The 26970-nt window shown below is 61.5% G+C and carries 24 protein-coding genes and 1 pseudogene; 10 read left to right on the forward strand and 15 right to left on the reverse strand.

The features are described from left to right. Positions 1-287: 287 nt before the first annotated feature. On the forward strand, positions 288-1316 hold the full coding sequence (locus tag INS93_RS06670; RefSeq protein WP_192980994.1) for an ABC transporter substrate-binding protein: 1029 nt from the start codon (positions 288-290) through the stop codon (positions 1314-1316). On the opposite strand, the gene INS93_RS06675 is transcribed toward INS93_RS06670, so the two are convergent. Then, positions 1317-1544 (reverse strand): DUF2970 domain-containing protein, encoded by a 228-nt coding sequence (locus INS93_RS06675; protein WP_192980775.1) that lies wholly within the window; start codon positions 1542-1544, stop codon positions 1317-1319. It abuts the gene before it with no gap. Positions 1545-1663: 119 nt separating this feature from the next. On the opposite strand from INS93_RS06675, the gene INS93_RS06680 reads away from it, so the two are divergent. Genes INS93_RS06680 through INS93_RS06695 form a run of 4 tightly spaced genes read left to right on the forward strand, consistent with a single transcriptional unit; the run spans position 1664 to position 5439 of the window. Continuing rightward, complete coding sequence (locus INS93_RS06680) at positions 1664-2485, forward strand: helix-turn-helix domain-containing protein (RefSeq protein ID WP_192980776.1); 822 nt, start codon at positions 1664-1666, stop codon at positions 2483-2485. Positions 2486-2530: 45 nt separating this feature from the next. Beyond that, positions 2531-3937, forward strand: a complete 1407-nt coding sequence (locus tag INS93_RS06685; protein WP_192980777.1) for an NAD(P)/FAD-dependent oxidoreductase — start codon at positions 2531-2533, stop codon at positions 3935-3937. Positions 3938-3971: 34 nt separating this feature from the next. Then, positions 3972-4313 carry a cupin domain-containing protein gene (locus tag INS93_RS06690; RefSeq protein WP_192980778.1) on the forward strand — a complete coding sequence of 114 codons (342 nt, stop codon included), beginning with the start codon at positions 3972-3974 and terminating at the stop codon, positions 4311-4313. A 49-nt stretch (positions 4314-4362) separates the two neighbouring features. Then, positions 4363-5439 (forward strand): polyamine ABC transporter substrate-binding protein, encoded by a 1077-nt coding sequence (locus tag INS93_RS06695; RefSeq protein WP_192980779.1) that lies wholly within the window; start codon positions 4363-4365, stop codon positions 5437-5439. Positions 5440-5507: 68 nt separating this feature from the next. Here INS93_RS06695 and INS93_RS25020 read toward each other — a convergent pair whose 3' ends face one another. From INS93_RS25020 to INS93_RS06710, 4 genes and pseudogenes are all read right to left on the reverse strand, one after another. Next, entirely contained in the window at positions 5508-6335 is an 828-nt protein-coding gene (locus tag INS93_RS25020) for a methyl-accepting chemotaxis protein (RefSeq protein ID WP_397428113.1), read from the reverse strand. Positions 6336-6365: 30 nt separating this feature from the next. After that, positions 6366-7391, reverse strand: a pseudogene (locus INS93_RS25025) (cache domain-containing protein); the annotation flags it as partial. A 147-nt stretch (positions 7392-7538) separates the two neighbouring features. Beyond that, positions 7539-8579: an RNA methyltransferase gene (locus INS93_RS06705; protein WP_192980781.1), complete on the reverse strand. Its 1041-nt coding sequence runs from the start codon at positions 8577-8579 to the stop codon at positions 7539-7541. 15 nt (positions 8580-8594) lie between these two features. Continuing rightward, a complete protein-coding gene (locus INS93_RS06710; protein WP_192980782.1) occupies positions 8595-9620 on the reverse strand; it encodes a DUF5924 family protein in 1026 nt (341 codons plus the stop codon). Between the two features lie 139 nt (positions 9621-9759). Here INS93_RS06710 and INS93_RS06715 point away from each other — a divergent pair, with 139 nt between their 5' ends. After that, positions 9760-10053: a DUF1883 domain-containing protein gene (locus INS93_RS06715; RefSeq protein ID WP_074678475.1), complete on the forward strand. Its 294-nt coding sequence runs from the start codon at positions 9760-9762 to the stop codon at positions 10051-10053. A 216-nt stretch (positions 10054-10269) separates the two neighbouring features. Here INS93_RS06715 and osmE read toward each other — a convergent pair whose 3' ends face one another. Both osmE and metH read right to left on the reverse strand, forming a co-directional pair. Beyond that, positions 10270-10605 carry an osmotically-inducible lipoprotein OsmE gene (osmE, locus tag INS93_RS06720; protein ID WP_192980783.1) on the reverse strand — a complete coding sequence of 112 codons (336 nt, stop codon included), beginning with the start codon at positions 10603-10605 and terminating at the stop codon, positions 10270-10272. Between the two features lie 152 nt (positions 10606-10757). Beyond that, positions 10758-14468: a methionine synthase gene (gene metH / locus INS93_RS06725; RefSeq protein ID WP_192980784.1), complete on the reverse strand. Its 3711-nt coding sequence runs from the start codon at positions 14466-14468 to the stop codon at positions 10758-10760. Between the two features lie 152 nt (positions 14469-14620). Here metH and INS93_RS06730 point away from each other — a divergent pair, with 152 nt between their 5' ends. Next, positions 14621-16897 (forward strand): fatty acid cis/trans isomerase, encoded by a 2277-nt coding sequence (locus tag INS93_RS06730; RefSeq protein WP_192980785.1) that lies wholly within the window; start codon positions 14621-14623, stop codon positions 16895-16897. A gap of 145 nt (positions 16898-17042) precedes the next feature. Continuing rightward, positions 17043-17627 (forward strand): Fe-S biogenesis protein NfuA, encoded by a 585-nt coding sequence (nfuA, locus tag INS93_RS06735; RefSeq protein ID WP_160018054.1) that lies wholly within the window; start codon positions 17043-17045, stop codon positions 17625-17627. Positions 17628-17677: 50 nt separating this feature from the next. Here nfuA and INS93_RS06740 read toward each other — a convergent pair whose 3' ends face one another. The 4 genes from INS93_RS06740 to INS93_RS06755 all read right to left on the reverse strand — a co-directional run bounded on the left by INS93_RS06740 (position 17678) and on the right by INS93_RS06755 (position 21564). Then, positions 17678-17905: a DUF1272 domain-containing protein gene (locus INS93_RS06740; protein WP_192980786.1), complete on the reverse strand. Its 228-nt coding sequence runs from the start codon at positions 17903-17905 to the stop codon at positions 17678-17680. A gap of 103 nt (positions 17906-18008) precedes the next feature. Then, entirely contained in the window at positions 18009-18278 is a 270-nt protein-coding gene (locus INS93_RS06745; protein ID WP_160018052.1) for a hypothetical protein, read from the reverse strand. A 181-nt stretch (positions 18279-18459) separates the two neighbouring features. Continuing rightward, on the reverse strand, positions 18460-19653 hold the full coding sequence (locus tag INS93_RS06750; RefSeq protein WP_192980787.1) for a catalase family protein: 1194 nt from the start codon (positions 19651-19653) through the stop codon (positions 18460-18462). A 36-nt stretch (positions 19654-19689) separates the two neighbouring features. Beyond that, complete coding sequence (locus tag INS93_RS06755) at positions 19690-21564, reverse strand: di-heme-cytochrome C peroxidase (RefSeq protein ID WP_192980788.1); 1875 nt, start codon at positions 21562-21564, stop codon at positions 19690-19692. Between the two features lie 266 nt (positions 21565-21830). Between INS93_RS06755 and INS93_RS06760 the strand changes: the two genes are divergently transcribed. Next, the gene (locus INS93_RS06760; protein ID WP_319017541.1) at positions 21831-23006 is read left to right on the forward strand and encodes a sigma 54-interacting transcriptional regulator; all 1176 of its coding nucleotides are present in this window, start codon (positions 21831-21833) and stop codon (positions 23004-23006) included. Positions 23007-23075: 69 nt separating this feature from the next. Next, a complete protein-coding gene (locus INS93_RS06765; RefSeq protein WP_160018049.1) occupies positions 23076-23543 on the forward strand; it encodes a DUF3429 domain-containing protein in 468 nt (155 codons plus the stop codon). Here INS93_RS06765 and INS93_RS06770 read toward each other — a convergent pair. Genes INS93_RS06770 through INS93_RS06785 form a run of 4 tightly spaced genes read right to left on the reverse strand, consistent with a single transcriptional unit; the run spans position 23511 to position 26935 of the window. Beyond that, complete coding sequence (locus INS93_RS06770) at positions 23511-24062, reverse strand: AAA family ATPase (protein WP_192980790.1); 552 nt, start codon at positions 24060-24062, stop codon at positions 23511-23513. The two genes, INS93_RS06765 and INS93_RS06770, sit on opposite strands and share 33 nt — an antisense overlap. After that, complete coding sequence (gene pnuC, locus INS93_RS06775) at positions 24059-24628, reverse strand: nicotinamide riboside transporter PnuC (protein WP_192980791.1); 570 nt, start codon at positions 24626-24628, stop codon at positions 24059-24061. Before pnuC ends, INS93_RS06770 begins: the two co-directional genes overlap by 4 nt. Before the next feature lie 50 nt (positions 24629-24678). Further along, a complete protein-coding gene (locus tag INS93_RS06780) occupies positions 24679-25293 on the reverse strand; it encodes a hypothetical protein (protein ID WP_160018046.1) in 615 nt (204 codons plus the stop codon). Between the two features lie 7 nt (positions 25294-25300). Beyond that, entirely contained in the window at positions 25301-26935 is a 1635-nt protein-coding gene (locus INS93_RS06785) for a methyl-accepting chemotaxis protein (RefSeq protein WP_192980792.1), read from the reverse strand. Positions 26936-26970: the final 35 nt, after the last annotated feature.

Below are 26970 nucleotides of genomic sequence, written 5' to 3' on the forward strand. Positions count from 1 at the left end.
CAAGCCTGGTCTTAAATGCAGTGTGCATCACCCAAAAGCACAAGAAGAGGGGGAACCATGACCGAACACACCGAAGTGGAAAATTCCGACAGCGTTATCGATGCTTGGGCGATCTTTTGCCTGATCCTGATTGCGGTAGGCACGGCAGTCTTCTGGGTCAGCGGACAGTGAGGGCAAAGGCCGACACGCATTAGCGGTCGGCCTTTTATCATTTGCGCCCTATACTGCGCCCCGGTTAATTGGGGAGGGGAGCCGTGATCCGGTGGGTGTTGGGCCTGTGGTTATTACTGTGCTGCGCATTGGCGTCAGCACAACCCCGTGCGCCGTCAGTGATCTTCCTCAACCCTGGTCATTCCGACGAGCCATTCTGGGCCGATTACACCCGCTACATGCAGGACGCCGCAGGCGATCTCGGCCTCGAGCTGAAAGTCCTCTACGGCGAGCGTGATCCAGCGCGCATGCTAAGCAACGCCCGGCAGGTTCTGGACGGTGAGCATCCGGACTATCTGGTCTTCACCAACGAGCAGTTCCTGGGGCCTTTGCTTCTGCGCCTGTTCGAGGGCAGCCAGGTTGGTCTTTTCGCCTTGCACAGCACGCTCACCGACGAGCAGCAGGGGTTGATCGGTGGCAGTCGCGAGCGTCATCGCAACTGGCTGGGTAGCCTGGTTCCCAATGATGAAGAGGCGGGTTACCTGATGGGGCGCGAGCTCATCGCGCTCGTCAAGGGACAGCCGGCCGAGCTGCTGGCATTTTCCGGGGTCAAGCAAACGCCGTCATCGATCTTGCGTCTGGCCGGTTTGCAACGTGCGCTGAACGAGGCGCCGCATGTGCGTCTGGTGCAGGCAGTGCATGGCGAGTGGCAGGAGCAGCGCGCCTATGAGCAGGCGATGAGCCTGTTGCCGCGCTATCCGGATGTGAGCCTGGTCTGGTCGGCGAACGATGCAATGGCATTTGGCGTGATGCGTGCTGCTGGCGAGCAGGGTAGAGAGCTGCGTTATGCCGCCCTGAACAACTCGGCTCGGGTGCTGCAGGCGCACATCGATGGACGAATCGATGTTCTGGCGAGCGGCCACTTCATTCTGGGTGCTTGTGCCTTGGTGATGCTCAGTGACCATGCCCGTGATCTGGATTTCATCGAGCGCGGCGGCCAGGATCAGGTTGCATCGCTGCTGCGCCTGCTCGACAGGGCGCAATCGCAAAAACTGCTGGCACGCCTCGGTCAGCCGGACATCGATATGGACTTTAGCCGGTTCAGCGCGCTGACTAAGCCCCAACAGCAGCGCTACGACTGCTCGATAGCACGCCTGCTGGACTGATCAACGGGTAGCCAGATGCAGAATCAACTTCACCGTGACCAGCAGCACGATCACGAACAGCGCGGTGAACAGCACGCCGAGCAGAATGAAGTGGCTGGGCTTGCCGCGACTGAAGTCGCGGCTGCGGTTCTTCCCGCTCTGCACACCGAGCGCTGCCGCCAGCACGCTCTGCAACATCTCGCGCAGTGTCAGCGGGCTCTGCTCGGGGTCTTTGTCCTGATTGCTCATGGTTGGCCTCTACGTCAGTCCTGCAAGCATAGTCTGCAGCCGCGAAGTCGCCACGAAGGGGCTAGGCCGGTTCCGGCGAATCAGGCAATCTGCCTGGTCGCTGACCACCGACCCTGACCATGTCTGACGATCCCTTCCCCGACGACGCTGCGCAGACCGAGCGTACTCGCGAAACCATCCTGCGCTACCACCTTAGCTGGAAGCACCGCGACCTCGACGCGGTGATGGCGCTGTATCACCCCGAGATCGAGTACAACGATTTCTACCAGCAGCGCTGCATGCGCCTGGGCGATCTGCGCGAGTACGTCGAGAACAACCTGCCGCGCCGCCCTGGCGAGCTGCTGGAGCACGTCGACCGCATCCGCATCGACGGTCATACCGCCTTCATCCAGTACTGCACCAGCCTGCAGGGTGGGGAAGGGCTGGTGTCGTTTCGCACCGGTGAAGCCATCACCGTGCGCGACGGGCTGATCTGGCGGATCAACGAATACGCCACCCTGGTACGTGAAGCACGTGGCACTGGCGAAGCGGCCAGTTCGCGCCCGGCCATCAGCCGCCTGGGGCTGTCGACCCGCCAGCTCGGTCAACTGGCGCAGGATCTGCAGGACTATTTCCAGCGCAGCCAGCCCTTTCTCGACCCCGAACTGGATCTGCAGCAGGTGGCGGCGGCGACGGGTTACAGCCGCAACCAGATTTCCCACCTGCTCAATCAGGTGCTGGGCGAGAGCTTCTACCGCTACGTCAACCGCGCGCGCCTGCAGTACCTGCTCGATGGCTTGCAGGCGGGTAGCGACCTCAAGCGTATCGACGAGCTGGCCTTTGCCGCCGGCTTCAACTCCTTGTCGGCCTTCTACAGCTGCTTCAAGCGCCACACCGGGCTGTCGCCCACTGCCTATCTCAAGCAGATTTCCTCGCGGGCACGCACGCAAGACAGCGACTGACTGTCACTACTAGCCTTGTGTCATCGATTGATGACGGAGGCGTGGATGAATCCCTGGCGCAACATCAGTCTGTGGATGGATCAGCTCGATGATCCACTGCAGGCGCGGCCCAGCCTGCAAAGCGAACTGCACGCCGACGTGGCGATCATCGGAGCGGGTTACACCGGCCTGTGGACGGCCTATTACCTCAAGCGCCAGGCACCGCAACTGCGCGTGGTGATTCTGGAGGCCGAGACCGCCGGCTTTGGCGCCTCCGGGCGCAACGGCGGCTGGCTGATGGGCAACCTGCTCGGCGAAGATCGCCTGCTGGCCGGTCTGCCAGCGGCGGAGCGCAAGGCGTCCTTCGATCTGCTGCACGGTATTCCTGATGAAGTGGCCTCGGTGGTTGCCCGGGAAGGTATCGACTGCGACCTGCGCAAGGGCGGCGTGCTGTATTGCGCTGCGCGCTATCCCGAGCAGGAAGTACGCCTGCGTGAGTATCTCGACGAACTGCGTGCGCTGGGCCTGAGCGAAGACGATTACCGCTGGATGGCGCCAAGCGAACTGGCCGCACAGTTGCGCCTGGCCAATGCCTACGGCGCGCTGTACAGCCCGCATTGCGCGACGATCCAGCCAGCCAAGCTGGTGCGGGGGCTGGCGCGTTGCGTCGAGGGCCTGGGGGTCGAACTCTACGAGCGCAGCCCGGTGATCGACTGGCAGCCCGGCCTGGTGCGCACCGCTCAGGGACGCGTCACAGCTGATTGGGTGGTGCCGGCAATCGAAGGTTACGCTGCCAGCTTGCCGCCGCTGGGCAATCACCAGTTGCCGGTGCAGAGCCTGATCGTCGCCACCGAACCGCTGCCAGCGGACATTTGGGCCGGAATCGGCCTGGAGCGAGGACAGGCGTTCAGCGAATTCAGCCGTCAGGTCACCTATGGCCAGCGCAGCCTCGATGATCGCCTGATCTTCGGTGCGCGCGGTGGTTATCGCTTTGGCGGACGCCTACGCAGTGACTTCAATCTCACCGAGGACGAGTTGGGCCTGCGCCGCTACCTGATGGGAGAGATCTTCCCGCAGTTGCGCAACGTGCGTTTCACCCATTCCTGGGGCGGCAATCTGGGCATGGCGCGGCGTTTCCAGCCACACATGCTGCGCGACACCCGCAACCGCATCGCGCTGTCTGGCGGTTATGGCGGTGAGGGTGTCGGTGCCACCAACCTCGGTGGGCGCACCCTGGCTGACCTGATTCTTGGCCGCGACAGCGAACTGCTGCGCCAGCCCTGGGTATCGACTGACAGTCCGATTTCCAGCCTGCGGCGCTGGGAGCCCGAACCCTGCCGCTGGCTTGGTTACAACGCCATCATCCGCAGTTTCGTCCATGAGGACGAGGTGCTCGCCAACCCGCGCAGCCCGGCCTGGCGTCGACGCCTGGCGCAAGCGGTCGCGGCGCGCATGGAAAGCCTGATGGGCTGAGCGAGTGCCAGCCGTCCTTTGATCTGGAGTTCACATGAACATCACCCATTTTCGTGACACCCCCAATGTCGCCCTGGACACGTCCAACCCGGTCGCCGTGCCCCTGAGCAAGCCGGTGGCAGTTACCTCGACCACCAGCGTCGAGCGCAGTGACGGCGTAGAGACCGGTATCTGGGAATGCACGCCGGGGCGCTGGCGCCGGCAGATCGTCCAGCAGGAGTTCTGCCACTTCGTGGCGGGGCGTTGCACCTTCACCCCTGACGGCGGCGAGCCCATCGAGATTCGCGCCGGCGACGCGCTGATGATGCCGGCCAATACCCTCGGCATCTGGGACATACAAGAAACGGTGCGCAAGACCTATGTGCTGATCTTCTGAGTCAGCACCTTTTCAGTACTGCCTAGAACAACAACTCACGAGGTATCCCATGCTGAAGAAACTCCTGCCGTGCCTGATCCTGGCTGGCACCGCTCATGCCGCTGATAGCGTGCGCATCTACAACTGGACCGACTACATCGCCCCGGACACCCTCAAGCAGTTCGAAAAGAGCAGCGGCCTGGGCACCCATTACGATGTCTACGACAGCAACGAGACCCTGGACGCCAAGCTGATGGCCGGTCGCTCAGGCTACGACGTGGTCTTCCCCTCCAACCACTTCATGGCCCGGCAGATTCAGGGCGGTGCGTTGAAGAAGCTCGACCGTAGCAAGCTGCCGAACTGGAATAACCTCAACCCGGTGCTGATGAAGACGCTGGAGGTGAACGATCCGGGCAACGAGCACGGCTTCCCCTATCTGTGGGGCAGCACCGGTATCGGCTACAACGTCGACAAGGTGCGCGCAGTGCTGGGCGATGACGCGAAGATGGACAGCTGGGACGTACTGTTCGACCCAGCCAAGCTGGCCAAACTCAACGAGTGTGGCGTCGCGATCCTCGACAACGGCCCGGAAATGCTGCCAATCGCCCTGCATCACCTGGGCCTGCCACACCACAGCAAGAACCCCGAGGACTACAAGCGCGCCGAGGCGTTGCTGATGGAGATGCGCAAGAACGTGCGTTATTTCCATTCCTCCAAGTACGTCGGCGATCTGGCCAACGGCGAGATCTGCATGGCCGTGGGCTTCTCCGGCGACATCATGCAGGCCGGTGCTCGGGCTACGGAAGCGGGCAACGGCGTGAAGATCCAGTACGAGATTCCCAAGGAAGGCGCGCCGATCTGGTTCGACATGGTGGCCATGCCGGTCGATGCCGGCAACGAGGAGGGTGCTTACGCCTTCATGAACGACCTGCTGCAGCCCGAGGTGATGGCTGCCATCAGCAATCACGTGAAGTACGCCAACGGTAATACCAAGGCCGACGCTCTGGTCGACCCGGCGCTGAAGGCTGATCCAACCGTGTATCCGCCGGAGTCGGTGATGGACAAGCTGTACACCCTGGAGGCCATGCCGCTGAAGATTGACCGGGTGCGCACGCGTATCTGGAGCAAGGTGAAGAGCGGCGTCTGAGCGTCTACTCGATGAAAAAGCCCCGGCATGCCGGGGCTTTTCCTGTGCGTCATTCAATCGCTCATGGTTCAGACCTTGAAACGACCAAGCAGGCGATCCTGCTGCCCGACCTGCTCCACCATCGAGGCGCACTGGCGCACCTGCTGCTCGGCGCCGCCGGCCAGTTCGTGGCTGATATCACGAATGTTGGTGGTGTTGCGGTTGATCTCCTCGGTGGTGGCGCTCTGTTCTTCGGCCGCCGTGGCGATCTGCAGGTTCATGTCGTTGATGCGGGTGATCGCCTCACGGATACGGCCGAGCATATCGTTGGCCGCGCCAGCGTCCTCAGCGGTTTTGCTGGCCGTGTCGCGGCTCTGTTGCATGCGGCTTTCGGCCTGGCGTACACCGCCTTGCAGCTGATCGATCATCTGGCGGATTTCCTGGGTAGCTTGCTGGGTACGCGAGGCCAGCGAGCGCACCTCGTCGGCCACCACGGCAAAGCCACGGCCTGACTCGCCGGCGCGTGCTGCTTCGATGGCGGCGTTCAGTGCCAGCAGATTGGTCTGTTCGGCGATGCTGGTGATTACCTGCAGGATCGACTCGATGTTGTGGCTGAGCTTGGCCAGTTCGTTGATCGCGTGGCTGGTTTCGTCCATCTCGTTGGCCAGATGGCGAATCGCCGAACTCGATTGCGAGACCACGCGCACGCCATTCTCGGTTTCTTCGTTGGCGGCAACGGCAGCCTGGGCTGCAGCCTGAGCGTTACGCGCCACCTCTTCGGCAGTGGAGGCCATTTCCTGCATGGCGGTGGCCAGCTGATCCAGTTCCTGCAGCTGTTCCTGCAGGCGGCGGGCGGCCTGCTCCGACTCGTTTGAAGTCAGGGCCGTACTTTCGCGGACCTGGTGCGAGCTGCCCATGACGTCGCCAATCAAGGTCTGCAGGGTCTGCAGGAAGCGGTTGAACTCCTGCGACAGCTCGCCAATCTCGTCGTTGCTGGTGATCGCCAGGCGGCGCGTCAGGTCACCTTCGCCGCTGTTGATCTCACGCAACGAGGTGCTGAGCAGGCTCAGCGGCTTGAGCAGGCTGTTCATCAGCAGGCCCAGCACCACCAGGCTGATGGCCACGCCGACCACGGTGCCAATCACGGCCAGCCAGGTCAGGCGGTTGGCTTCGGCCATCACCACGCTCTCGTCCAGCACCACGCCGATGTACCAATCCATGCCGCGCAGGTTGGGTAGCGGGGTGAAGGAGACCAGCAGGTTCTTGCCACCGGCTTCGACTTCGCGCAGTTCCTTGCCCAGCGCCGGACTCTGGCCGTCGAACAGGTCGCTGTAGGACTTGCCGTTGTACTCGGCATTGGGGTGGGAAATGATATTGCCCGAACGACTGAGCAAGAAGGCGTAGCCGGCGCCATTGAAGTCCAGGGTGTTGACTGCATCGGCGACCGATTGCAGGCGGATATCGCCACCGAACACGCCGAGGAACCGGCCGGCGTCGCTGATCCGGGCCACGGCGGAAATGAGGATTTCATTGGTGGTGGAGTCGACGTAGGGTTCGGTCAGCACTGCCTGGTTGCCAGCCTTGCCGGTCGCATACCAGGGGCGTTTACGGCCGTCCCAGTCGGCGCTGGGTTTCCAGTCGTCGCTGTTCTTGATTGGCTTGCCGTCCGCTTCCAGCGCACCGAAGACCAGAATGAACTCGTTCTTGAGCAGTGGCGCATCGAATACGCGCTGGTTTTCCTGCGGGCTGTAGCTGCTGTCGATGGTTTGCGACATCAGGTCAATCAGACGCAGTTTGGCGTTTAGCCAATTCTCGATCTGTCTGGCCAATGCATTGCTCGATTCGGCAATGCTCGATTCGACCTGGCTGCGCAGGGTGTCGCGGACCTGGCTGACCTGGGATAGCGACAGCAGGCTGGTGGTAAGGAACAGCACGGTAGCGGCGGCGATACCGACCTTGTGGGCGATTTTCATGAATGGGCTCCTGGGCGCCAAAACGACGGGGCTGCATCCATGCAATGCGGTTCTTTGCAAACCTAGTACAGTGCTGGCGTTTTGCCTGCTGGACGTGTGGTCTCTCTGTATGCGTTTGTATCGGCTCTCAGGTGCCGTTCTTGAGCCTCAGCCGCGCTTTCTGTGCAAGCGACTGGTATTGACCACATCCACTGCGCGGGCGCGCAGTTGGCCGCAACCGCCGTCGACATCCTGGCCGGCCGAGTTGCGCACCTTGGTCAGCACGCCACGGCTGTGCAGATAACGCACCATCTCGACGATGCGCTCGCCGTCGGGACGCTGGTAGTCGTCGGCTTCCAGGCTGTTGTAGGGGATCAGGTTGAGCACGGCGAACTTACCCTTGAACAGACGCAGGATGTTGTCCATTTCTTCCTGGCTGTCGTTGATGCCCTTGAGCAGGGTCCACTGGTACTGGATCGGGTAGTCGATGGTGCGCGCGTAGGCTTCGCCCAGTTCCACCAGCTCTTCGGGATCGATGCGCGGCGCCTTGGGCAGCAGGCGCTGGCGCAGTTCGGCGTCAGTGGTATGCAGCGACAGCGCCAGGGCAGGGCGCACGCGTTGCCTGGGCAGGCGCTCGAACACTCGCGGGTCACCAACGGTGGAGAACACCAGGTTGCGCTGTCCGATGCCGCCCTCGGTGCCAAGCAGATCGATGGCCTCAAGCACGTTGTCGAGATTGTGCGCCGGCTCGCCCATGCCCATGAACACCACTTTCTTCACCGGACGAAAGCGCCTGCCCAGGGCGACCTGGGCGACCATTTCGGCGCTGCTGAGCTGGCGCAGCAGGCCGCTCTTGCCGGTCATGCAGAACACGCAGGCCACGGCACAGCCCACCTGACTGGAGATGCACAGGCCATCGCGCGGCAGCAGTACGCTTTCCACCATCTGTTTGTCGGCCAACTCCACCAGCAGGCGTGCCGAGCCATCGGCGCCAGGGTGCTCGGAGCGCAGCCGGGCCAGTGCGTCGAGTTCGCTGGCGATGGCTGGCAGTCCTTCACGTACCGTCAGTGGCAGAAAGTTCTCGGTCTTCTGGTGCTTGGTACCGGTATCCAACGCCTTGCCCTGCAGCCAGGCACGGGTAATGCGCCCGATATGCTGGGGTTTGGCGCCAAGGTCGGCGAGGCGTTGGTTGAGTTCGGTGAGCTGCATGGGGCGCGCATGCTATCACTTGGCCGTGGGGGCGACCACGTCGAAGCGCAGCACGCCGATCATCTGCCCGGCTTCAGTGACGACCCGCACCTGCCAGCGGCCTTCGGGCGAGGCCGGGAAGTTGAGTTTGTGCGTCCAGGCTCGATAGCCCTCCTTGCGCCCACCGTTGATGTCCAGCGCAATGCGGTCGACTTCCTGGCCGTTGTGCTGCCAGACGTGGTAGATGCGCTCGTTGAGGCCGCGTGGGGCGTTGATCGAGGTGTAGGCGTAAAGCCCATCATCGCGCAGTTGTTCCGGCCTGATCTGTTGCAGGCTCTCGCCAGGCGTGCGTTGCGCGCCGTCGAAATGATCGCTGATCGCTACCTCGGTCAGCCACAGCGTTGCCGGTGGCACCCAGCTCCGCGCCATCCAGCCGGCACTGGCCATCGCCAGAGGCAGGGCAGCCAGCAGTACGATGCGTCGCCAGCCAGCGAAACCGATCAGGCCCGGCAGGCTCGGTAGCGCCAGCACCGTGGCGACCAGCAGGGCGATGCGATAGCTCTGCGGGGTGCTGAGGTGAAAGATGATCGGCAACGCAGTGAGCATCACCGCGAACAGCGCCAGGCTGTGAAAGATCAGCAGCAGCCAACGGCGCGGCGCCAGCCAGCGGTAGTAGATCGGGTCGGTGATCGAGGCCAGGGCGGCGATCGCAAGCAGGCCACTGAACAGTAACTGCCCGCTGTTCCAGGTGGTGGTGATGAAGAAGAACGGCAGGACGAAGAACAGGCTTTCCTGGTGGATCATCTGTGTGCCGTAGCGCAGTAGCGGCAACGGCAATTCGAAGCCGAAGCGCCGGGCAACGCGTTCGCGCAGCAGGTTCTCCAGGATCAACCAGACCCAACTGACCAGCAATACCACACCCAGCACCTTGGCCAGATGCGCCTGGCGGTCGACCAGGAGAAAACTGGCCACGCCCGAGCAGAAGCCGAACAGGGCGACCAGGCCTGGGTAACGGCGCAGCAGGGCGATCAGCGTGGGGATGCGGTCGAGCACAACTTTCATGGCAGCAGCAAATGGCAGTGTTGGGCGCGCATCCTAGGTAGCGCGAGCTTTGGCTGCAAGCGAGTCGTCAGCTGCGCTGGCGGTGTTGGGCCGCTTGCGGCACTATTGCGCCCCCGTTTCACCACCGAGTCCGAAAACGATGAAATTCATCCATCAACGCGAGCATCTGGAAGAGGGCGATCTGGTGGTCATCCAGTGTTCGCAGCCCTGCAACATCCGCCTGATGAACGATGCCAACTTCCGCGCGTTCAGGAACCGTGGTCGGCACAGTTATCACGGCGGCGCCTTCATCAAGTTCCCGGCGAAGATCCGCGTGCCCTCCAGCGGTTTCTGGAACATCACGCTGGATACCGTGAGTCGTAAAGCGGTGAGCGTGACGCGCAAGCCGCAGATGGAATACAGCATCAAGATCGTCCGTCGCCCGGGCGCTTGATGCTTGCCGCTGTAGGTGAAGAAAAAAGCTAAACGCTGACTGCCAGGCCGAGGTCACAACCAGTGAACCTCGAAAAAGGAGAGTCAGCATGCTGAAGTTTCTGGGCGGTACCGTCGGTATCATTTTCATCATCGGCCTGATCGTGGTGGTGGGATTGCTCTCACTGATCTTCTAGCCAATGAATGGCCCCGCTGCGTGCAGCGGGGCTGATCGCATTCAGAGCCGCTTGCGCTGGTTGCCCTGGTGCTGCTCGCAGGTCATGAAGCCCTTGCTATCGACCCGGCCGTTGACGTCGAAGTCCACGTAATAGGGCTGTTCCAGGCCGTCGACATTCAGCACATAGTTGTTGCAGGTGCCGCCTGTGACGCTGTTGCGCACGTCCGAAGAGGGTGGCCCACCGATGGTGCGCACCTGCTCCTGAGTCATGCCGTGGTCGACCTGCTTGACCAATGGCTCATTGCGGAAGGTCAGGTAATCGGCCGGGTTCTCGAAGGTCGAGCAACCGCTCACCGCCGCCGCTACGGCCAGTACTGCAAGGCTGTGCTTGTACATGTCATCGCTCCGTCGATTGAGCCAAATTGGCTCGACATGTTTTGGAGCTGCACTCATGCAGGAGAGTTCGAGTTTTTAGATGATCGGCGCGAGCCGCACCTTGTTCGTCGCTGCATGAATGAAAAGAGCCCGCGATTGCGGGCTCTTTTGCATCAGTCGTCGTAGCCCAGGTTGGGCATCAGCCAGCGTTCGCTGACGGCGATGTCCTGACCTTTGCGCTCGCTGTACTGCTCGATCTGATCCTTGTCGACCTTGCCCACGGCGAAGTACTGCGCCTCGGGGTGGGCGAAGTACCAACCGGACACAGCCGCCGCCGGGAACATTGCATAGTGCTCGGTGAGGAACACGCCGCTCTTGCCGGCCTTGTGGTAGTCGGCCTCGGGGTCGAGCAGCTTGAACAGCGTAGCCTTCTCGGTGTGATCCGGGCAGGCCGGGTAGCCAGGGGCAGGGCGGATGCCCTTGTACTGCTCGCGGATCAGCGCGTCGTTGTCCAGTTGCTCGTCCCTGGCGTAACCCCAGTACTCCTTGCGCACGCGCTCGTGCAGCCATTCGGCACAAGCTTCGGCAAGGCGGTCGGCAAGGGCCTTGACCATGATCGCGTTGTAATCGTCGCCCTTGGCCTCGTAAGCCTTGGCCACGTCTTCGGCGCCGATGCCGGCAGTGGTGATGAAACCTCCGACGTAGTCGGTCACGCCGCTATCCTTGGGCGCGACGAAGTCGGCCAGCGACAGGTTCGGCTTGCCATCGGGCTTGATGGTCTGCTGGCGCAGGTGGTGCAGGGTGGCCAACTGCTCGCCATCCTTTCCATACACTTCAATATCGTCGTCACGCACCTGATTGGCCGGCCAGAAACCCAGCACCGCGCGCGCCTTGATCAGCTTCTCGTCGATGAGTTTTTTCAGCAGTTGCCGGGCATCGGTAAACAAGGCAGTGGCCGCTTCGCCGACGACTTCATCGGTGAGGATGCGCGGGTATTTGCCGGCCAGGTCCCAGGAGATGAAGAAAGGCGTCCAGTCGATGTACTCGGCCAGTACGTTGAGGTCGATGTCATCCAGCACCCTGACGCCAGTGAAGCTTGGCTTCGGTGCGGTGTAGCTCGGCCAGTCGAACTTCGGCTTGTTGGCGATGGCACTGTCGTAACTCAGACGTTCGGTTCGCGAGGCGCGAGCGGAGGTACGCTCACGCACGACCACGTACTCGTCGCGGGTACGCTGCACGAAGTCAGGTTTGAGTTCCTTGGACAGCAGTTGGGTAGCAACACCCACGGCGCGCGAGGCGTCGGTCACGTAGACCACCGCGTCGTTGCTGTACTGCGGGTCGATCTTCACCGCCGTGTGCGCCTTGGAAGTGGTGGCGCCGCCGATCATCAGCGGCAGGGTGAAGCCCTGCCGCTGCATTTCCTTGGCGACGTGGACCATCTCATCCAACGACGGGGTGATCAGGCCGGACAAGCCGATGATGTCGCATTTTTCGGCGATGGCGGTCTGCAGGATCTTCTCCGCCGGCACCATCACGCCCAGATCGACGATGTCGTAGCCGTTGCAGCCCAGCACCACGCCTACGATGTTCTTGCCAATGTCGTGCACGTCGCCCTTGACCGTGGCCATGAGGATCTTGCCCTTGGCTTCCGGCTTGTCGCCTTTCTCCGCTTCGATGAAGGGAATCAGGTGCGCCACGGCTTGCTTCATCACCCGGGCGGACTTGACCACCTGGGGCAGGAACATCTTGCCCGAGCCGAACAGGTCGCCAACGATGTTCATTCCGCTCATCAACGGGCCTTCGATGACTTCGATGGGGCGCGCGCACTGCTGGCGGCACTCCTCGGTGTCTTCGACGATGAAGGCAGTGATGCCCTTTACCAGCGCGTGTTCCAGGCGCTTGACGACCGAAAGCGAACGCCACTCTTCGTTTTCGACTTCTTTGGCGGCGCCGTCACCCTTGTATTGATCGGCGATTGCCAGCAAGGCGTCGGTGCCGCCGGGTGTGCGGTTGAGCACCACGTCCTCGACCCTGTCGCGCAGCTCCTTGGGAATCTCATCGTAGATTTCCAGCTGGCCGGCGTTGACGATGCCCATGGTCAGGCCGTTCTGGATCGCGTAGTAGAGGAACACCGAGTGGATCGCCTCGCGCACCGGGTTGTTACCACGGAACGAGAACGACACGTTGGACACGCCGCCCGAGCTCAGTGCATAGGGCAGGTTGTCGCGAATGAAGGCGCAGGCCTCGATGAAATCGACCGCGTAGTTGTTGTGCTCCTCGATGCCGGTGGCGACGGCGAAGATGTTCGGGTCGAAGATGATGTCTTCCGGCGGAAAGCCCACTTCATTGACCAGGATATCGTAGCTGCGCTGGCAGATTTCCTTCTTGCGTGCAGCGGTGTCGGCTTGTCCGACTTCGTCGAAGGCCATCACCACCACGGCGGCGCCATAGCGTTTGCACAGCTTGGCGTGGTGCTTGAACTGCTCGACGCCTTCCTTCATGGAGATGGAGTTGACGATGCCCTTGCCCTGGATGCATTTCAGGCCGGCTTCGATCACCTCCCACTTGGAGGAGTCGATCATGATCGGCACACGAGAGATGTCCGGCTCACCGGCAATCAGGTTAAGGAACCTGACCATGGCGGCTTTCGAGTCGAGCATGCCCTCGTCCATGTTGATGTCGATCACCTGAGCGCCGGCTTCCACCTGCTGCAGGGCGACTTCCAGCGCCTCGGTGTAATTCTCCTCGCGGATCAGGCGGGCGAACTTGGCCGAGCCAGTGATGTTGGTACGCTCGCCGACGTTCACGAACAGCGAGTTGCGGTCGATGGTGAAGGGCTCGAGGCCGGACAGGCGGCAGGCCTTGGGAATGTCCGGGATCACGCGCGGCGGGTACTTGGCCACGGCCTCGGCGATGGCCTGGATATGTCCCGGCGTAGTGCCGCAGCAACCGCCGATGATGTTCAGAAAACCGCTGGCGGCGAACTCTTCGACCACCGCAGCCATCTCGGCGGGCGATTCGTCGTATTCGCCGAAGGCGTTGGGCAGGCCGGCGTTGGGGTGGGCGGACACATGGGTGTCGGCCTTGTTGGCCAGTTCTTCCAGGTAGGGGCGCAGGTCCTTGGCGCCAAGGGCGCAGTTCAGGCCGACGGAGATTGGGTTGGCGTGCCGCACCGAGTTCCAGAATGCCTCGGTGGTCTGTCCGGACAGCGTACGGCCGGAGGCATCGGTGATGGTGCCGGAAATCATGATCGGCAGCTCGACGCCGTCTTCGTCGAAGACCTGCTGCACGGCGAAGATCGCTGCCTTGGCGTTCAAGGTGTCGAAGATGGTCTCGATCAGGATCAGGTCGGCGCCGCCGGCGATAAGGCCGCGAGTGGCCTCGGTGTAGTTGTCTACCAGTTCGTCGAACGTGACGTTGCGGTAGCCGGGATCGTTGACGTCCGGGGAGATCGAGCAGGTGCGGCTGGTTGGGCCCAGCACGCCTGCAACGAAGCGCGGGCGATCCGGGGTTTCCAACGTCTTGGCATCGGCCACTTCACGGGCTACGCGGGCACCGGCCAGGTTCAGCTCATAGGCCAGGCTTTCCATGCCGTAGTCGGCCTGGGATACCTGAGTGGCGTTGAAGGTATTGGTTTCCAGAATGTCGGCGCCGGCATCCAGATAAGCTTTCTCGATGGCTGCGATGATCTGCGGCTGGCTGAGCAGCAGCAGGTCGTTGTTGCCTTTTACGTCGCTCGGCCAGTCGGCAAAGCGCTCACCACGGTAGTCGGCCTCATCCAGCTTGTAGCTCTGGATCATGGTGCCCATGCCGCCATCGAGGATCAGGATGCGCTCCTTCAGAGCTTGCTGGAGGGCTTGGAGGCGGGCGCTGCGATCGGACATGAGAACTACCTGAGCAAAGCGAAAACAGAGGGGCGCGATGATAGCAAAGCTGCAGGGTTCTGGAGCGCCAGAGGACTTTCCATGAATTTCATTCATGTTGCTAGGGGCGGCGTCTCGTTAGAATTGCCAGCATCGCAATCAAGGACGTGGTCATGCTCAAGCCCGCTGCTCTGTTTCTTCTTTCTTTCGCAGCCGGCCTGGCCCGAGCGGAAGCGATTTCCTATATCGACGACGTCCAACCGATCCTTACCCACAAATGTGTGGCCTGCCATACCTGCTATGACGCGCCGTGCCAGCTCAATCTTGGCAGTGGCGAAGGCATTGCACGCGGCGCCAGCAAGCAGCTGGTGTACGACGGCACGCGCAGCAAGGCGCAAGCGACCACTCGGCTTTATCTGGATGCACAGGGCGAGGCCGCCTGGCGCCAGCGCGACTTTCATTCGGTGCTCGATGGCGAGAACGGCCAGGCTGCGCTGATCAAGCGCATGTTGGAGCTGGGTCGCAGTCAGCCATTGGAGCCCAATGCCAAGCTCCCGGACAATCTCGATATTGCCATCACCCGCAGCAACAGCTGTTCATTGCCGGGTGAGTTCGCCGCCTACGCACAGAAGAATCCCCATGGCGGTATGCCGTTCGCCGTGACGGGTCTGAACGATGACGAGTACGCCACCCTGGAACAGTGGCTGGCGCAGGGCGCCCCGGTCGCCGAGCTGGCGCTCACGCCAAGCGCGGTCGAGTTGCGCCAGGTGGCAGAGTGGGAAAGCTTCATGAATGCGCCCGGTGCGCGGCAGGATCTTGTGTCGCGCTGGTTGTACGAGCATTTGTTCCTCGCGCATCTGCACTTCGAGGGCGGTGAGTCTGGGCACTTCTTCCAGGTGGTCCGTTCGCGCACCCCCAGCGGCAAACCCATCGATCCGATCGCCACGCGCCGCCCCAACGACGATCCGGGCACCGAGTTCTACTACCGGCTGTGGCCGATCCAGGGTGTGATCGTGCACAAGACGCACATCACCTATCCTTTGGGTGACGCCAAGCTGGCGCGGGTCAAGGAGCTGTTCTTCGGCGAAGATTGGGCGCTGGACGCTGTACCGGGTTACGGCGCACAACGTCGCGCCAACCCCTTCGAAACCTTCGCCGCGATTCCGGCGCGTGCGCGTTATCAGTTCATGCTGGATAACGCCGAGTACTTCGTCCGCACCTTTATCCGTGGCCCGGTGTGTCGCGGGCAGATCGCCACTGACGTGATTCGCGACAACTTTTGGGCCGTGTTCCAGGCGCCGGAGCACGATCTCTACATCACCGATGCCAATTACCAGCGCGAGGCCACGCCGCTGTTGGCCATGCCCGGCCAGTTCGACGATATCGGCGATCTGCTGGGGCTGTGGCGCAACTATCGCGACAAGCGCAACGATTACGAGAACCTGCGCAAGGACGCTTACGCCGACGCCCCTCCTGCAGACTGGGCGCATATCTGGAGCGGCAACGACAACGCGCTGCTGTCGATCTTCCGTCAGCACGACAGTGCCTCGGTGCGCAAAGGCCTGCTCGGCGAGATTCCGCAGACCCTGTGGTGGATGGATTACCCGCTGCTGGAGCGCACCTACTACCAACTGGTGGTCAACTTCGACGTGTTCGGTAACGTCTCGCACCAGGCGCAGACGCGGTTGTATTTCGATCTGATCCGCAATGGTGCCGAGGTGAACTTCCTGCGCCTGCTGCCAGCACGTTCTCGTGAGGCTTATCTGGATGACTGGTATCAGAACAGCGGCAAGTTGAAGATGCTGCTGGACTACACCTCGGTCGATCATCGCTCGCCAAGCGCCATTGGCCTGACCGGTGACGATCCGAAGAAGCAGTTCGCCGAGCAACTGCTGCAACGCTACGGCAAACTCAACGCGCGTCCTGATCCGATCAACCGCTGCACGGGCGCACAGTGTTATCGCGACGGTTTGCCCAGGGAGCTGCAACATGTCGAGCAGACGTTGGCGCGCCTGGCCAGTCGTCCGGCGGGCGGCTTGCGGGTGATCGATCAACTGCCAGAAGCGACGATGCTGCGGGTGGAGCTGAGCGATGGTTCGCGTGAGATCTACAGCCTGCTGCGCAACCGCGCACACAGCAACGTGGCGTTCATGCTGGGAGAGGAGCTGCGCTATCAGCCGCGCCTGGACACCCTGACCATCTACCCGGAAGTGCTGAGCAGTTATCCGAATTTCCTGTTCACGGTCAAAGCGGGCGAGGTGGATGCCTTCGTCAAGCAGATGGAGGGCGTCAGCGACGCAAAATCCTTCGAGCGTCTTGTCGAGCGCTGGGGCGTACGGCGTAGTCATCCCGAGTTTTGGCGCTATTTCCATGATATCGCCGAGCATATTCGCGAAACCCAACCGTTGGAGGCGGGCGTGCTGGACATGAACCGCTACCAAAACCTCTGAGCGCATCACCGGAGCGCATGTGAAGTGCGCTCCGGATTGCTTGTCACATGGCGGCTATGGCTGCGATCAATTCCTACTAATTTAGTTGGGCTTTAACCGGGCGGCGCTCTGGCGTACACTGCGCCCATGTTCGCGAGGAGTTGCCATGAGCGCCATCATCATTACCCAAGCTGCCGAAGATTACCTGGCCGAGCTGCTGAGCAAGCAGGACACGCCGGGTATCGGCATCCGAGTTTTCATCACCCAGCCAGGTACGCCTTACGCGGAAACCTGCATTGCCTACTGCAAGCCGGGTGAGCAGAAGCCTGAAGACAACGCCGTCGGCCTGGCCAGTTTCACCGCCTGGATTGATGGTGTCAGCGAGCCTTTCCTGGAAGACGCAGTCGTCGACTACGCCACCGATCGTATGGGCGGCCAACTGACCATCAAGGCGCCGAACGCCAAGGTGCCGATGGTCAACGAAGACAGCCCGCTCAACGAGCGAATCAACTACTACCTGCAGACCGAGATCAACCCTGGCCTGGCCAGCCACGGCGGCCAGGTGACGCTGATCGACGTGGTCGAGGAGGGCATCGCCGTCCTGCAGTTCGGCGGCGGTTGCCAAGGTTGTGGTCAGGCCGACTATACCCTCAAGGAAGGCATCGAGAAAACCCTGCTCGAGCGCATTCCGGAGCTCAAGGGTGTGCGTGACGTGACCGACCACAGCAATCGCGAGAACGCTTACTACTGATAAGCGCATGCACATGAAAAAGGGGCGACCAAGGTCGCCCCTTTTTTATTTCAGGCTTTGAGCACACGTTCGCTGGAGGCGGGGAAACGCTCGAGCTTTTCGGCAGGGCGAATCGGGCGCCTTACCAGTTCGCCGCCGCAGTTCGGGCAGCGTAGCGTCAGCACGGATTCTGCACAGGAGCGGCAGAAGGTGCACTCGAAGGAGCAGATCAAGGCGTCAACACTGGCTGCAGGCAGATCGCAGTCGCAGTTCTCGCAATTGGGGCGCAGTTCAAGCATGGCGCTAAGCTCGGCACAGTGGGTCGTTGCAGCAGTCTGCAACCGCCGGAGATTAAGCGCAACGGGGCAAATCTGGGGGCGCACAAGGCGCCCCGAAAAGTACTTACTCCGGCATGCTCCACGGCGCGAGATCGAAGCCCTGGCGGCTCAACTCATCGCGCGAGCGCTGCAGTGCGTCTTCCAGCTGTTGCGGGTCACTGTAGGTAGCGCTGGACAGCTGGGTGCGGCCAAGCAGGCGAGTGTTGGTGCGGTCGATGACGCTGATGCTGACGACGCCGGTGCCATCCTGCGGAGCCCAGGCCACGCACTGGAACGGGCGGAAGGCGCGATCGGCAATCAGCAGGGCTTCGTTGAAACGCAGCGGTGTGTTCATGGGGTCGGTTTCTCCGAGTTGATCCCAACAATCAATGGCGACCAACAGGTTATTGATGTTGGCCTTTCAATGTTGTTGATGAACTCAGTCGACCCATAAGTCACACATGCCTGAAAAAAGTTTTATTACCGGCGTAGTGTGCCTTGATAAAAACTTCTGGCGTCTAGCCGGCTACAACTTTCTACTGCAAAAGTTCCGCCTCTGTTTCTTGCGTAAGTGGCTGTGGCGCAGCGCTGGCAGGGGCTGGGGCGTTGCGCTGATGACGATAGGCGCTTACCGCCTCATATACCGTTTTGCGCAAACGGTTTATGCCACCGATAGGGCGGTGTTCGGGAAGTGCATGCCAGGGGTTGAAGGACAAATTGTCGCAGAACAGGTTTTGTTCGCGGCTATCGAAGTCCTGAGGGTGTACGGTAATACGCGCAACGCTCTCGAAGGGCGATATCTTTTCACTCCATTCGACTGTCGGATCTTCGATGGGCATGTAGTACTGCGCGTTCTGTTTTTGCACCTGAAGTTCAAAACAGGCCGGTGCGCGGTCCAGTGACAACTGCTGGTAGAGCGCATTGCGCAGGAAGTTGGGCAAGTCAGTGTTTTGTTCCGGCAGCTCGTAGGGTGGGCAATTCTGTGGAGCCGGTACCACGCGGTACTTGATGTTCAACTCGCCGAGCTTGAATGGCGCGATGGAGTTGTAGGTAGTGGCCACGGGGCTTTCTGGGGCTGGAGCCAGCGTTTTCAGGGCGATTATCAGGTGACGCACCTCCCAGGTGCGTGGGTCCCAGCTGGGGAAGAACGCCAGGGCCTTCTTGCCATCGGCCTGGGCGGCGAAGTTGGTGCGGTATTCAGCCACGTCGCGAACGAAGAAGGCCGGATGGTTGAACATCACGAAATCCTGCTCGCCAGCATGCGCCGGGCTCTTCATGAGCTTCTCGCCAGGCACATCGAGCAACTTGATGGCCATGCCGCGCGCATCGCGGGCACGGTCGAACTGCGGGTAGGCATTGCCGTTGGAGAGGCGCATCCAGGCCTGCCAGGTGTGCCCCGGCTCACTGAACACACCCTGGCGCAGTGACTCATCCAGTGTATCGAGCACTTGCACCTCGGCTTTGACACAGCCGTGGGCCTTGGCATGGGCGTCACGCAGCACGCGGGTGTTATCGCGGTGTTGCTCGACGATACGTACAGCGTCTTCGATGATCAGCCTGGTGAGCGCGGCTTCATCCGGCTCGATCTGCTCTTGCGTGGAGACCGGGCCGGAGAATTTCCAAGCGTAATAGGCTTCGCCCAATCCCCAGCCAACCAGGCCGACCAGGGCGACGGTGAGCAGCAGTTTGCCGAGCAGGCGGCCGAGCCAGAGCCAGAAGCGTTTCAACATCGTTGCAATCCTTGTTCTCGAACCTGTTGGTTGAAATCAGCCTTCGCAGCTCGGACCGGGCGTCCAGGCTTGTACCGGCACGTCACTGAGCCGGGTTTCCAGGTCAGCGTTACCGAGCACCTTGAGGTATTCGATCAGCGCCAGGCGCTCGTCCGGCGACAAGGCGCGCCCGATGACACCCTCCTGGCGGCAGCCATCGCGGAACTCATGGCCACCATTGCCGTTGCCGGTAACGCGGGTATCGAGCAGGAAACCGCCTGGAAACTTGTCGCTGCGATAGCCCACGCGTACCGGGTCGAATTCGAAGTCGCCGACCCAGAACTGAGCCTGCCTCTCGTATACGGGAGAGAGCAGTTCGAACAGGTTGGGTACCGAGCCGTTGTGCAGGAAGGGCGGGGTCGCCCAGATGCCGTCGAGTGGACGGGCCTTGTAGCCGCGCTTTTCCTGTACGCCGATGGGCAGGCCATAGCCATCCATTTCCTTGCGCTGTTGTGGTCCGATACCGGCGTCCTGATAGGCGCGGTTTTCCACGTAGGCGGTGATATAGGCCAGACCCTTGGCGCTGGAAATGCTCTTGAAATCGACATCATCCAGGCTGGAACCGAACAGCTTCACATCCAGGCGCGATAGTTCAGCCTTGGTCCAGCCCAGACGGCTGATGTCGAAACGATGGTCAGCGATGTTGTCGGCGGTAGTTGGATCGGTGCCGACGATGCTGATTGGTACGACACGCATCTTCCACTCAGGGTCGCGCGACGGTGCCAGGCGCTGGTCGCGCGGCTTGGGATCGGGGGCATGGCAATAGGCGCAATTCTCGGTGTAGAGCGCTTTGCCACGGCTAGCCAGCGGCAGATCCACCTTGCCGAATACAGCCTCTGGCCACTTGGGTGGCTGCAGCCGTTTCAAGGTTTCCTCCAGGGTGTAGAGGTCATGCAGGCGCACGCTGGAGGCGTAGCGATCAGCCTCGGCGACGCCTTTGCCATGTTCGTCGAGCAGATGCAGGCTGGCGCCGACGCCAAGGGCTTCGCCAACGTTGCGCGCCATCGGCTGCATGGCCGAGCCATTCCATTGCACCCAGTCGAATTTCCAGATATCCCAGAGTTGCGGGTAGCTGACCGGGGCATTCGCGACGCGGTAGTTGGCGTCATCCAGCACATCACCGAACACGGTATTGGCGATACGACCGAATGCATCGGTACGGCCAAAACCTTCTTCGGTCGGATACAGGCCGCGGTGCCAGTCGTTGAAGGCGGTCGCCAGCAGCCGGTCGAGCACTTGCTTGAAATCTTCGCGCAGTTGATCACGGCCCTCTGGGTATTGATCACCCAGGACTTCCTGGGCAAAACGACGGAATTTCAGTGGGTTGTAATAGGTGAAGGCCATGCTCATACCCAGCGCCTGGCCAAAGCCGCCGCCACGCAGGGTCGGCACGGTGGAGGCCAGCGAGTGCAGGGCTGCACCACCGTCGATACGTACGGCCTGACCTTTGTAGCGCAGCTCGCCGGTATGGCAGGCGGCGCAGCTGATATCGAGGAAGTGCTCGCCGCTTTCGCTGTCCTGGTGACGGGTAAAGCCGACCGGAAGATTGCCGGGATTCAGATCGCTTGGCCGCTGCCCGGGATCGGTGAGAAAACCGAAGCGGGCCAGATAATCGAGGCGGGCGAATTTCTCGGTGCCGAACGGCATTTCCAGCGCGCTGAACCAGTCATAACGCAGGCCTTTAACCGTGGTGCCCTGTGGCGTGTAGTAATAGGTCTGGCGCTGCTCCTCGCTCCACTGGTCCAGATAGTGCAGCTCACTGGGCTGCTGATAGGTCGGGAGGTTGGGGTTGGCCACGTAATACAGCGCAACCGCCAGGCCGATCAGTGCCAACAAAATGACGAGTTTCAGGGTGCGGCGCAGCAGACGCATCAGAGACTTCCTTGTAGCGTTCTTATTAATCAGCCTGTTATGCCAATACTGCAGGCTATTGGCAAGGTGCCATCGCCGTGATCATGAAAACTCTTCAATAACCAGCAGGAACAATGCATATAGAGAAATGATCCATGAAGCGTCAAAGTTCTTGCTAACTTTACGTTTGCGAGCGCCAAATTGTTGTTTTTATTGGAATTACAAAATAATGGCGCCAAGGATGGAGTATGTTGGAGGCTGTTTCCGTCGCATCCCGGCAATTACTCGTGCTCGATCCTTTCGAGGCATGCGAAGTGCTGTTTCAGCCGTTGCAGGCCGCTGGCTGGACCGTGCAGCGCTGCACGCCAGAAACGCTCAACGGCCATGCAGGCGATGCACTCCTGCTTTACCTCGATCAGCAACCTGGTCATGCGCTGCTCAAGCAACTGCAACTGACAAAGCTTGGCTGCATCGTGCTGGCGGATGCCGAGCGATTGATGCAGGTCGGCGGTGATGAGCTGGTCGGTGAATGGTGTTTCGCCGCGCTGACATTGCCAGTGGAAATGCCCCGGTTACTGGAAACCTTGCAACAGGCGCAGGCAGCCACTCGCTTGCGCAGATTAAAAAATGAAGGACGACATGCGCCGCAGTTTTTGGGCAATTGCGCTGCAGCGCGCAGTCTGCGTCGGCAGCTGGATCGCCTGAGTCATACCGATGGACCGCTGCTTGTCAGCGGGGAGCGCGGCAGCGGCAAGCATCTTCTGGCACGCTTGCTCCACCAGCGTTCATCTTTCTCAGCCGAGGCCATGCGCGTTATCGACTGCGCCGAACCTCTCGACGGTGCTGCTCTCGCCGCATCGAGCATCACCAGCGTGCTACTCGAAAACGCCTCTCGGCTTTCTGAGATGGACCAGCAAAGGTTGCTGGACTACCTGCAGCGCAATCCTCAAGCGCATCTGTTGACCCTGGACCGAGGCGAGTTGGTGCAGGCCCTGCATCAGGGATGTTTCAGACGGGATCTGTTTCATCAATTGGCAGCGCAACAGCTGCAAACGCCGAATCTGCGCGAGCATCCTGGTGATCTGTCGCTGCTGGCCGAGCATTTCGCCAAACAGCACGGGGCAATGATCGGGCGGCATCATCGGCGTTTCAGCGAAGAAGCGATAGACGCCATGATCAGCCATCCCTGGCCAGGCAATGTTCGCGAGCTGCGCAATCGCGTGGTCCGCGCGCTGGTGCGGGCTCAAGGACGACAGATTCTCGCAGCCGACCTTGGCTTGCGCCCGGCACAGGCCAGCATCGACGCCCCGGTGACGCTGGAGGACTACATACTGCGCGCCGAACGGCAGGCGCTGAACGACGTCCTGGGTCGCTACACCAACAACATGAGCCAGGCGGCGCGGACGCTCGGGGTGTCGCGACCAACCTTCTATCGCTTGCTGCACAAGCATCGCCTGCGCTGAGGCTCATGGCTGTAACGCTCGAGAAACACTGCTAAGGTGCTCGGCACACCTATCGCCAAGGAGATCGTCATGCACCCGTTCGACGCCGAGAAGCCGCCGCAACTGGCCGTGTTGCTGGGTTATGCCGGGCTGGTGCCATTCGTTGGCGGTGCGCTGGGCATCTGGGTGATTCCCATCGGCTGGCGGCCTTTCGTGCTGGATGCATTGCTGGATTTCGCTGCCGTGATCCTGGCCTTCATGGGCGCCATTCACTGGGGGCTGGCGATGCGTGCGGAGGAAACCGACGAGAAGGCCAAGTTGCAGCTGGGGCTTTCGGTGATTCCACCCTTGCTGGGCTGGGCTGCACTGGCTGGCGGACTGCCGATGGGCTTGTCGCTGCCGATTTTCCTTTTTGCCTTTATCGGTCTGTATCTGGCGGACATGCACGCGGTACGCGTCGAACTGGCGCCGCAATGGTATCCGGCACTACGTACGCCACTGACGCTGGTGGTGTGCCTGAGCCTGTTAGTGGCCTGGGCCAGCGTCCTGATCCGCTGAGCCGAGGAGCATTGCGACCTGCTTCAGCGCTGCCTGGCGTCGTTCGTCCCAGCCACCTGAAAGTTCGCAGAAACGCTGCCCGTTACCCTGCAGCCAGCCGCGGCAGGCCTGATGAAAGGCCTGCCGCTCTGCCAGCTGTGGCTGGCAACGCTGGCCATCTTCGATCCAGGGCACGCCAGCGGGGTCGAGCAACAGATGCTGGTCGTAGTGGCGCGCCAGCAACTCGGCCTCCAACCACTGTGGACAATCGCCGAACAGGCAACGGCTCCAGAGCATGTTGCTCAGCAGGTGCGTGTCGAGGATCAGCAGCGGCGGCCTGGCTGCCCGCGCAGCATCCTCCCAGGCCAGTTGACCGCGAGCGATCTCGTCGATGTCTGCGTAGCAGGTATCGCGCTGCTGCTCGTCGATGAAGTCGCGCACGTACTCGCCCACCACAATGCCACCGAAGCGCGCCTGTATGTGCGCCGCCAGCCAGCTTTTGCCGCTGGACTCCGGCCCGGTCAGTACCAGCACCTTCATGGCGCGCACTGCAACGCGGGGTCGCGGCGCCAGCTCAGCCAACCGCTGACGGCCAAAGCGGTGAAGGCGGCGTAGAGACCCGCAGTCAGATACAGCTCGCTATAGAGGAAGAAGGCCACGTAGCAGAGGTCGACGATTACCCAAAGCACCCAGCATTGCAGGCGCTTCTGCGCCATCCACAATTGTGCGACCAGGCTGAATGCGGTCAGCGCCGAATCCAGCCAGGGCGAGCTGGCGTCGGTGTAGGTCGCCATGAGATAGCCGAGCAGCCCGGTACCGAGCGCGCCGATCAGTAGCCCAGTCAGGACTGCGACCGCGCTCAGGCGGCTGACATTGCGCCCATCGTGGCGTTCGCCGCCACGGGTCCACTGCCACCAGCCGTAGAGCTGCAGCGCAGCGAACAACAGTTGCAGGAGCAGGTTGGAATACAGCCGCCAGTCATAGAACAGCCAGGCGTAGAGCAACACCATGATCAGGCCGATGGGCCAGCACCAGGGGTTCTGTCTGACGGTCAGCCAGACGGCGACGATGCCGAATCCGGCGGCAACGAGTTCGAGCCAGGACATCCGGCGCCCTCAAATAAGGAAAGGGTGGCGATTGTACTGATGCAGGCGACTCAGCACACCAGGCTGTCGGCTTGTCGATAGAGCATCAGCAGCTTGCGGGTGATGGTTTGCTGGATGTCGTCGCGCTCGAAGCTCGACAATCGCTCCAGACGTGCCAGTTGCAAGCGATGCAGGTGGATATAGGGCATCTGCTGGTCGAATTCGCGCAGATCGCCCTTCATCAATACCGGCAAGAACAGATCACCAATTTTCTTCTGGTTGCTGATGATCTGCGCCAGTGCCGGTTTGAAGGGCATGGTCTTGGGCGCCGGCCCACCATCCTTGATCTGGGTGCTGAGCAAGAGCCCCGGCTTGCCCATGACCTTGCCCGGCAACACGCACAGGCCCGTCTTGCGGATGGCCTGGCTATCGATGCCGTGCAGGGTGTCGTGGAAGGCGTAGGGGTTGGGCAGCACCACCATCTTGCGCCCAAGATCGGTGGGGAAGTGCAGGCTGTAGTTGGTGTACAACTGCCCCACCGATTCGGAATAGACGCACAGGCGATTCTCGAACAGCTTGATGAAACGCTCGGCCAGCTCGCGGCGGGCCATGCTGTCCAGGTCCCAGATCAGGTCCTGGTTCTGTGGCCGACTGAAATCGACCTCCTGATGTTGCATGCTGCTCATGTCCGTCTCATACGCGGAACTGCCCAAGCAGACGATTGAGCTGGTCGGCCAGCTGTTTCAGGTGCTGACTGGCCGCGCTCGACTGCTCGGCAGCCTCGGCGGTGTTGTGTGCCAGCGCTGCCGTCTGCGTGACGTTCTGATTGATGTCTTCCACCACGTGAGATTGTTGCAGGGTGGCGCTGGCGATCGAGGCGTTGAGCCCGGTCAGGTTGCGCAGCGATTGGGCGATCTGGGCGAGACTCTCGCCAGCCTGGCTGGCCTGCTCCACGGTCAGTTGGGAAGCGCGGCTGCTTTCGTTGATCACCTTGACGGCGGCTTCGGAGTTGCCTTGCAGGCGCTCGATCATGCCCTGAATTTCGGCGGTGGACGTTTGCGTCCGCTGCGCCAGGAGTCTCACTTCGTCCGCGACCACAGCGAAACCACGGCCCTGCTCACCGGCGCGGGCAGCCTCGATGGCGGCGTTGAGAGCGAGCAGGTTGGTTTGCTCGGCAATGGAGCGGATCACCTCGAGCACGCTGCCGATCTGCGTGCTCTCGCTGGCCAGTGACTGAATCACCTCGACAGCCTTGTCGATGGTGCCCGACAACTGATCGATCTGGCGCAGGCTCGCTTCGATGTTTTGCTGGCCCTGGCTGGCCTGGTCCTCGGCGGTATGCATCTCGCTGGAGGCGTGCTCGGCGTTCTTCGCCACGTCTTGCACGCCGTAGGTCACCTCGTTGACAGCGGTCGCCACCAGCTCCATCTGCTGCGCCTGTTGCTGGCTGTGGCGCTGCGCTTCGCTGGAGATGTCGCCAAGCGAGCGGGCGGCCTGGTCGAGCGACCCCGCCGAATCGAGCATCTGCCGGATCACATGGCGCAGCTTCGCGGTGAAGGCATTGAAATAGGTCGCCAGGGCGGTCAATTCGTCACGCCCGTGGGTGTCGAGGTTGCGGGTCAGGTCACCTTCGCCGCTGGAAATGCTGGCCATGGCGTCCACGGCCGCCTGCAGAGGCTGCACGATGCTGCGAGTGATCAGCACCACCAGTCCAGTCAGGAGCAGGGCGATCAGCAGGCCGATGCTCATGGCTTTCACCGCCTGGGCCCTGAACTCCACCTGCACGTCATCGACATAGACGCCGGAGCCGATGATCCAGCCCCAGGGCTGGAACAGTTCGACGTAGGAGATTTTCGGTACCGGGTCAGTGGCGCCGGGTTTCGGCCAGCGGTAGTCGACCTGGCCGGCCCCCTGGCTACGGGAGATGGCGACCATCTCGTTGAACAGCGCCTTGCCGTCTGGATCCTTGAAGCCGGAAAGATTCTGGCCCTCGAGCTTGGCATTCATCGGGTGCATGAGCATGACCGGGGTCTGGTCGTTGATCCAGAAGTACTCCTGGCCGTCGTAGCGCAAACCGCGCACCGTCTCCATGGCCTGCTTCTGCGCCTCTTCGCGGCTCAGGCTGCCGGCGCTTTCCAGGCTGTGGAAATGCTTGAGAATACCGGCCGCACTCTGCACCACATGCTCGGTCTTTTCCGATTTGCCGGCGTAAAGATCAATGTGGATCTGGCGCAGCATATAAGCGCCCTGCAAGATCAGCGTCAGAATGGCCAGCGCCAGGATCAGCCATAGACGGCGGCTGATGGGAAGACTACGTAAGCTGTTCATGGACGAATTCCTGATTGTTGTAATTGTCGGCTTCA

The organism is Pseudomonas sp. EggHat1 (genome assembly GCF_014892995.1).
Lineage (GTDB): Bacteria > Pseudomonadota > Gammaproteobacteria > Pseudomonadales > Pseudomonadaceae > Aquipseudomonas > Aquipseudomonas chaetocerotis.

Coding starts and splice junctions, on each gene's coding strand:
- INS93_RS06675 (WP_192980775.1), bottom strand. CDS start 1,544: ATGAGCAATCAGGACAAAGACCCCGAGCAGAGCCCGCTGACACTGCGC.
- INS93_RS06680 (WP_192980776.1), top strand. CDS start 1,664: ATGTCTGACGATCCCTTCCCCGACGACGCTGCGCAGACCGAGCGTACT.
- INS93_RS06685 (WP_192980777.1), top strand. CDS start 2,531: ATGAATCCCTGGCGCAACATCAGTCTGTGGATGGATCAGCTCGATGAT.
- INS93_RS06690 (WP_192980778.1), top strand. CDS start 3,972: ATGAACATCACCCATTTTCGTGACACCCCCAATGTCGCCCTGGACACG.
- INS93_RS06695 (WP_192980779.1), top strand. CDS start 4,363: ATGCTGAAGAAACTCCTGCCGTGCCTGATCCTGGCTGGCACCGCTCAT.
- INS93_RS25020 (WP_397428113.1), bottom strand. CDS start 6,335: ATGGGCAGCTCGCACCAGGTCCGCGAAAGTACGGCCCTGACTTCAAAC.
- INS93_RS06705 (WP_192980781.1), bottom strand. CDS start 8,579: ATGCAGCTCACCGAACTCAACCAACGCCTCGCCGACCTTGGCGCCAAA.
- INS93_RS06710 (WP_192980782.1), bottom strand. CDS start 9,620: ATGAAAGTTGTGCTCGACCGCATCCCCACGCTGATCGCCCTGCTGCGC.
- INS93_RS06715 (WP_074678475.1), top strand. CDS start 9,760: ATGAAATTCATCCATCAACGCGAGCATCTGGAAGAGGGCGATCTGGTG.
- osmE (WP_192980783.1), bottom strand. CDS start 10,605: ATGTACAAGCACAGCCTTGCAGTACTGGCCGTAGCGGCGGCGGTGAGC.
- metH (WP_192980784.1), bottom strand. CDS start 14,468: ATGTCCGATCGCAGCGCCCGCCTCCAAGCCCTCCAGCAAGCTCTGAAG.
- INS93_RS06730 (WP_192980785.1), top strand. CDS start 14,621: ATGCTCAAGCCCGCTGCTCTGTTTCTTCTTTCTTTCGCAGCCGGCCTG.
- nfuA (WP_160018054.1), top strand. CDS start 17,043: ATGAGCGCCATCATCATTACCCAAGCTGCCGAAGATTACCTGGCCGAG.
- INS93_RS06740 (WP_192980786.1), bottom strand. CDS start 17,905: ATGCTTGAACTGCGCCCCAATTGCGAGAACTGCGACTGCGATCTGCCT.
- INS93_RS06745 (WP_160018052.1), bottom strand. CDS start 18,278: ATGAACACACCGCTGCGTTTCAACGAAGCCCTGCTGATTGCCGATCGC.
- INS93_RS06750 (WP_192980787.1), bottom strand. CDS start 19,653: ATGTTGAAACGCTTCTGGCTCTGGCTCGGCCGCCTGCTCGGCAAACTG.
- INS93_RS06755 (WP_192980788.1), bottom strand. CDS start 21,564: ATGCGTCTGCTGCGCCGCACCCTGAAACTCGTCATTTTGTTGGCACTG.
- INS93_RS06765 (WP_160018049.1), top strand. CDS start 23,076: ATGCACCCGTTCGACGCCGAGAAGCCGCCGCAACTGGCCGTGTTGCTG.
- INS93_RS06770 (WP_192980790.1), bottom strand. CDS start 24,062: ATGAAGGTGCTGGTACTGACCGGGCCGGAGTCCAGCGGCAAAAGCTGG.
- pnuC (WP_192980791.1), bottom strand. CDS start 24,628: ATGTCCTGGCTCGAACTCGTTGCCGCCGGATTCGGCATCGTCGCCGTC.
- INS93_RS06780 (WP_160018046.1), bottom strand. CDS start 25,293: ATGAGCAGCATGCAACATCAGGAGGTCGATTTCAGTCGGCCACAGAAC.
- INS93_RS06785 (WP_192980792.1), bottom strand. CDS start 26,935: ATGAACAGCTTACGTAGTCTTCCCATCAGCCGCCGTCTATGGCTGATC.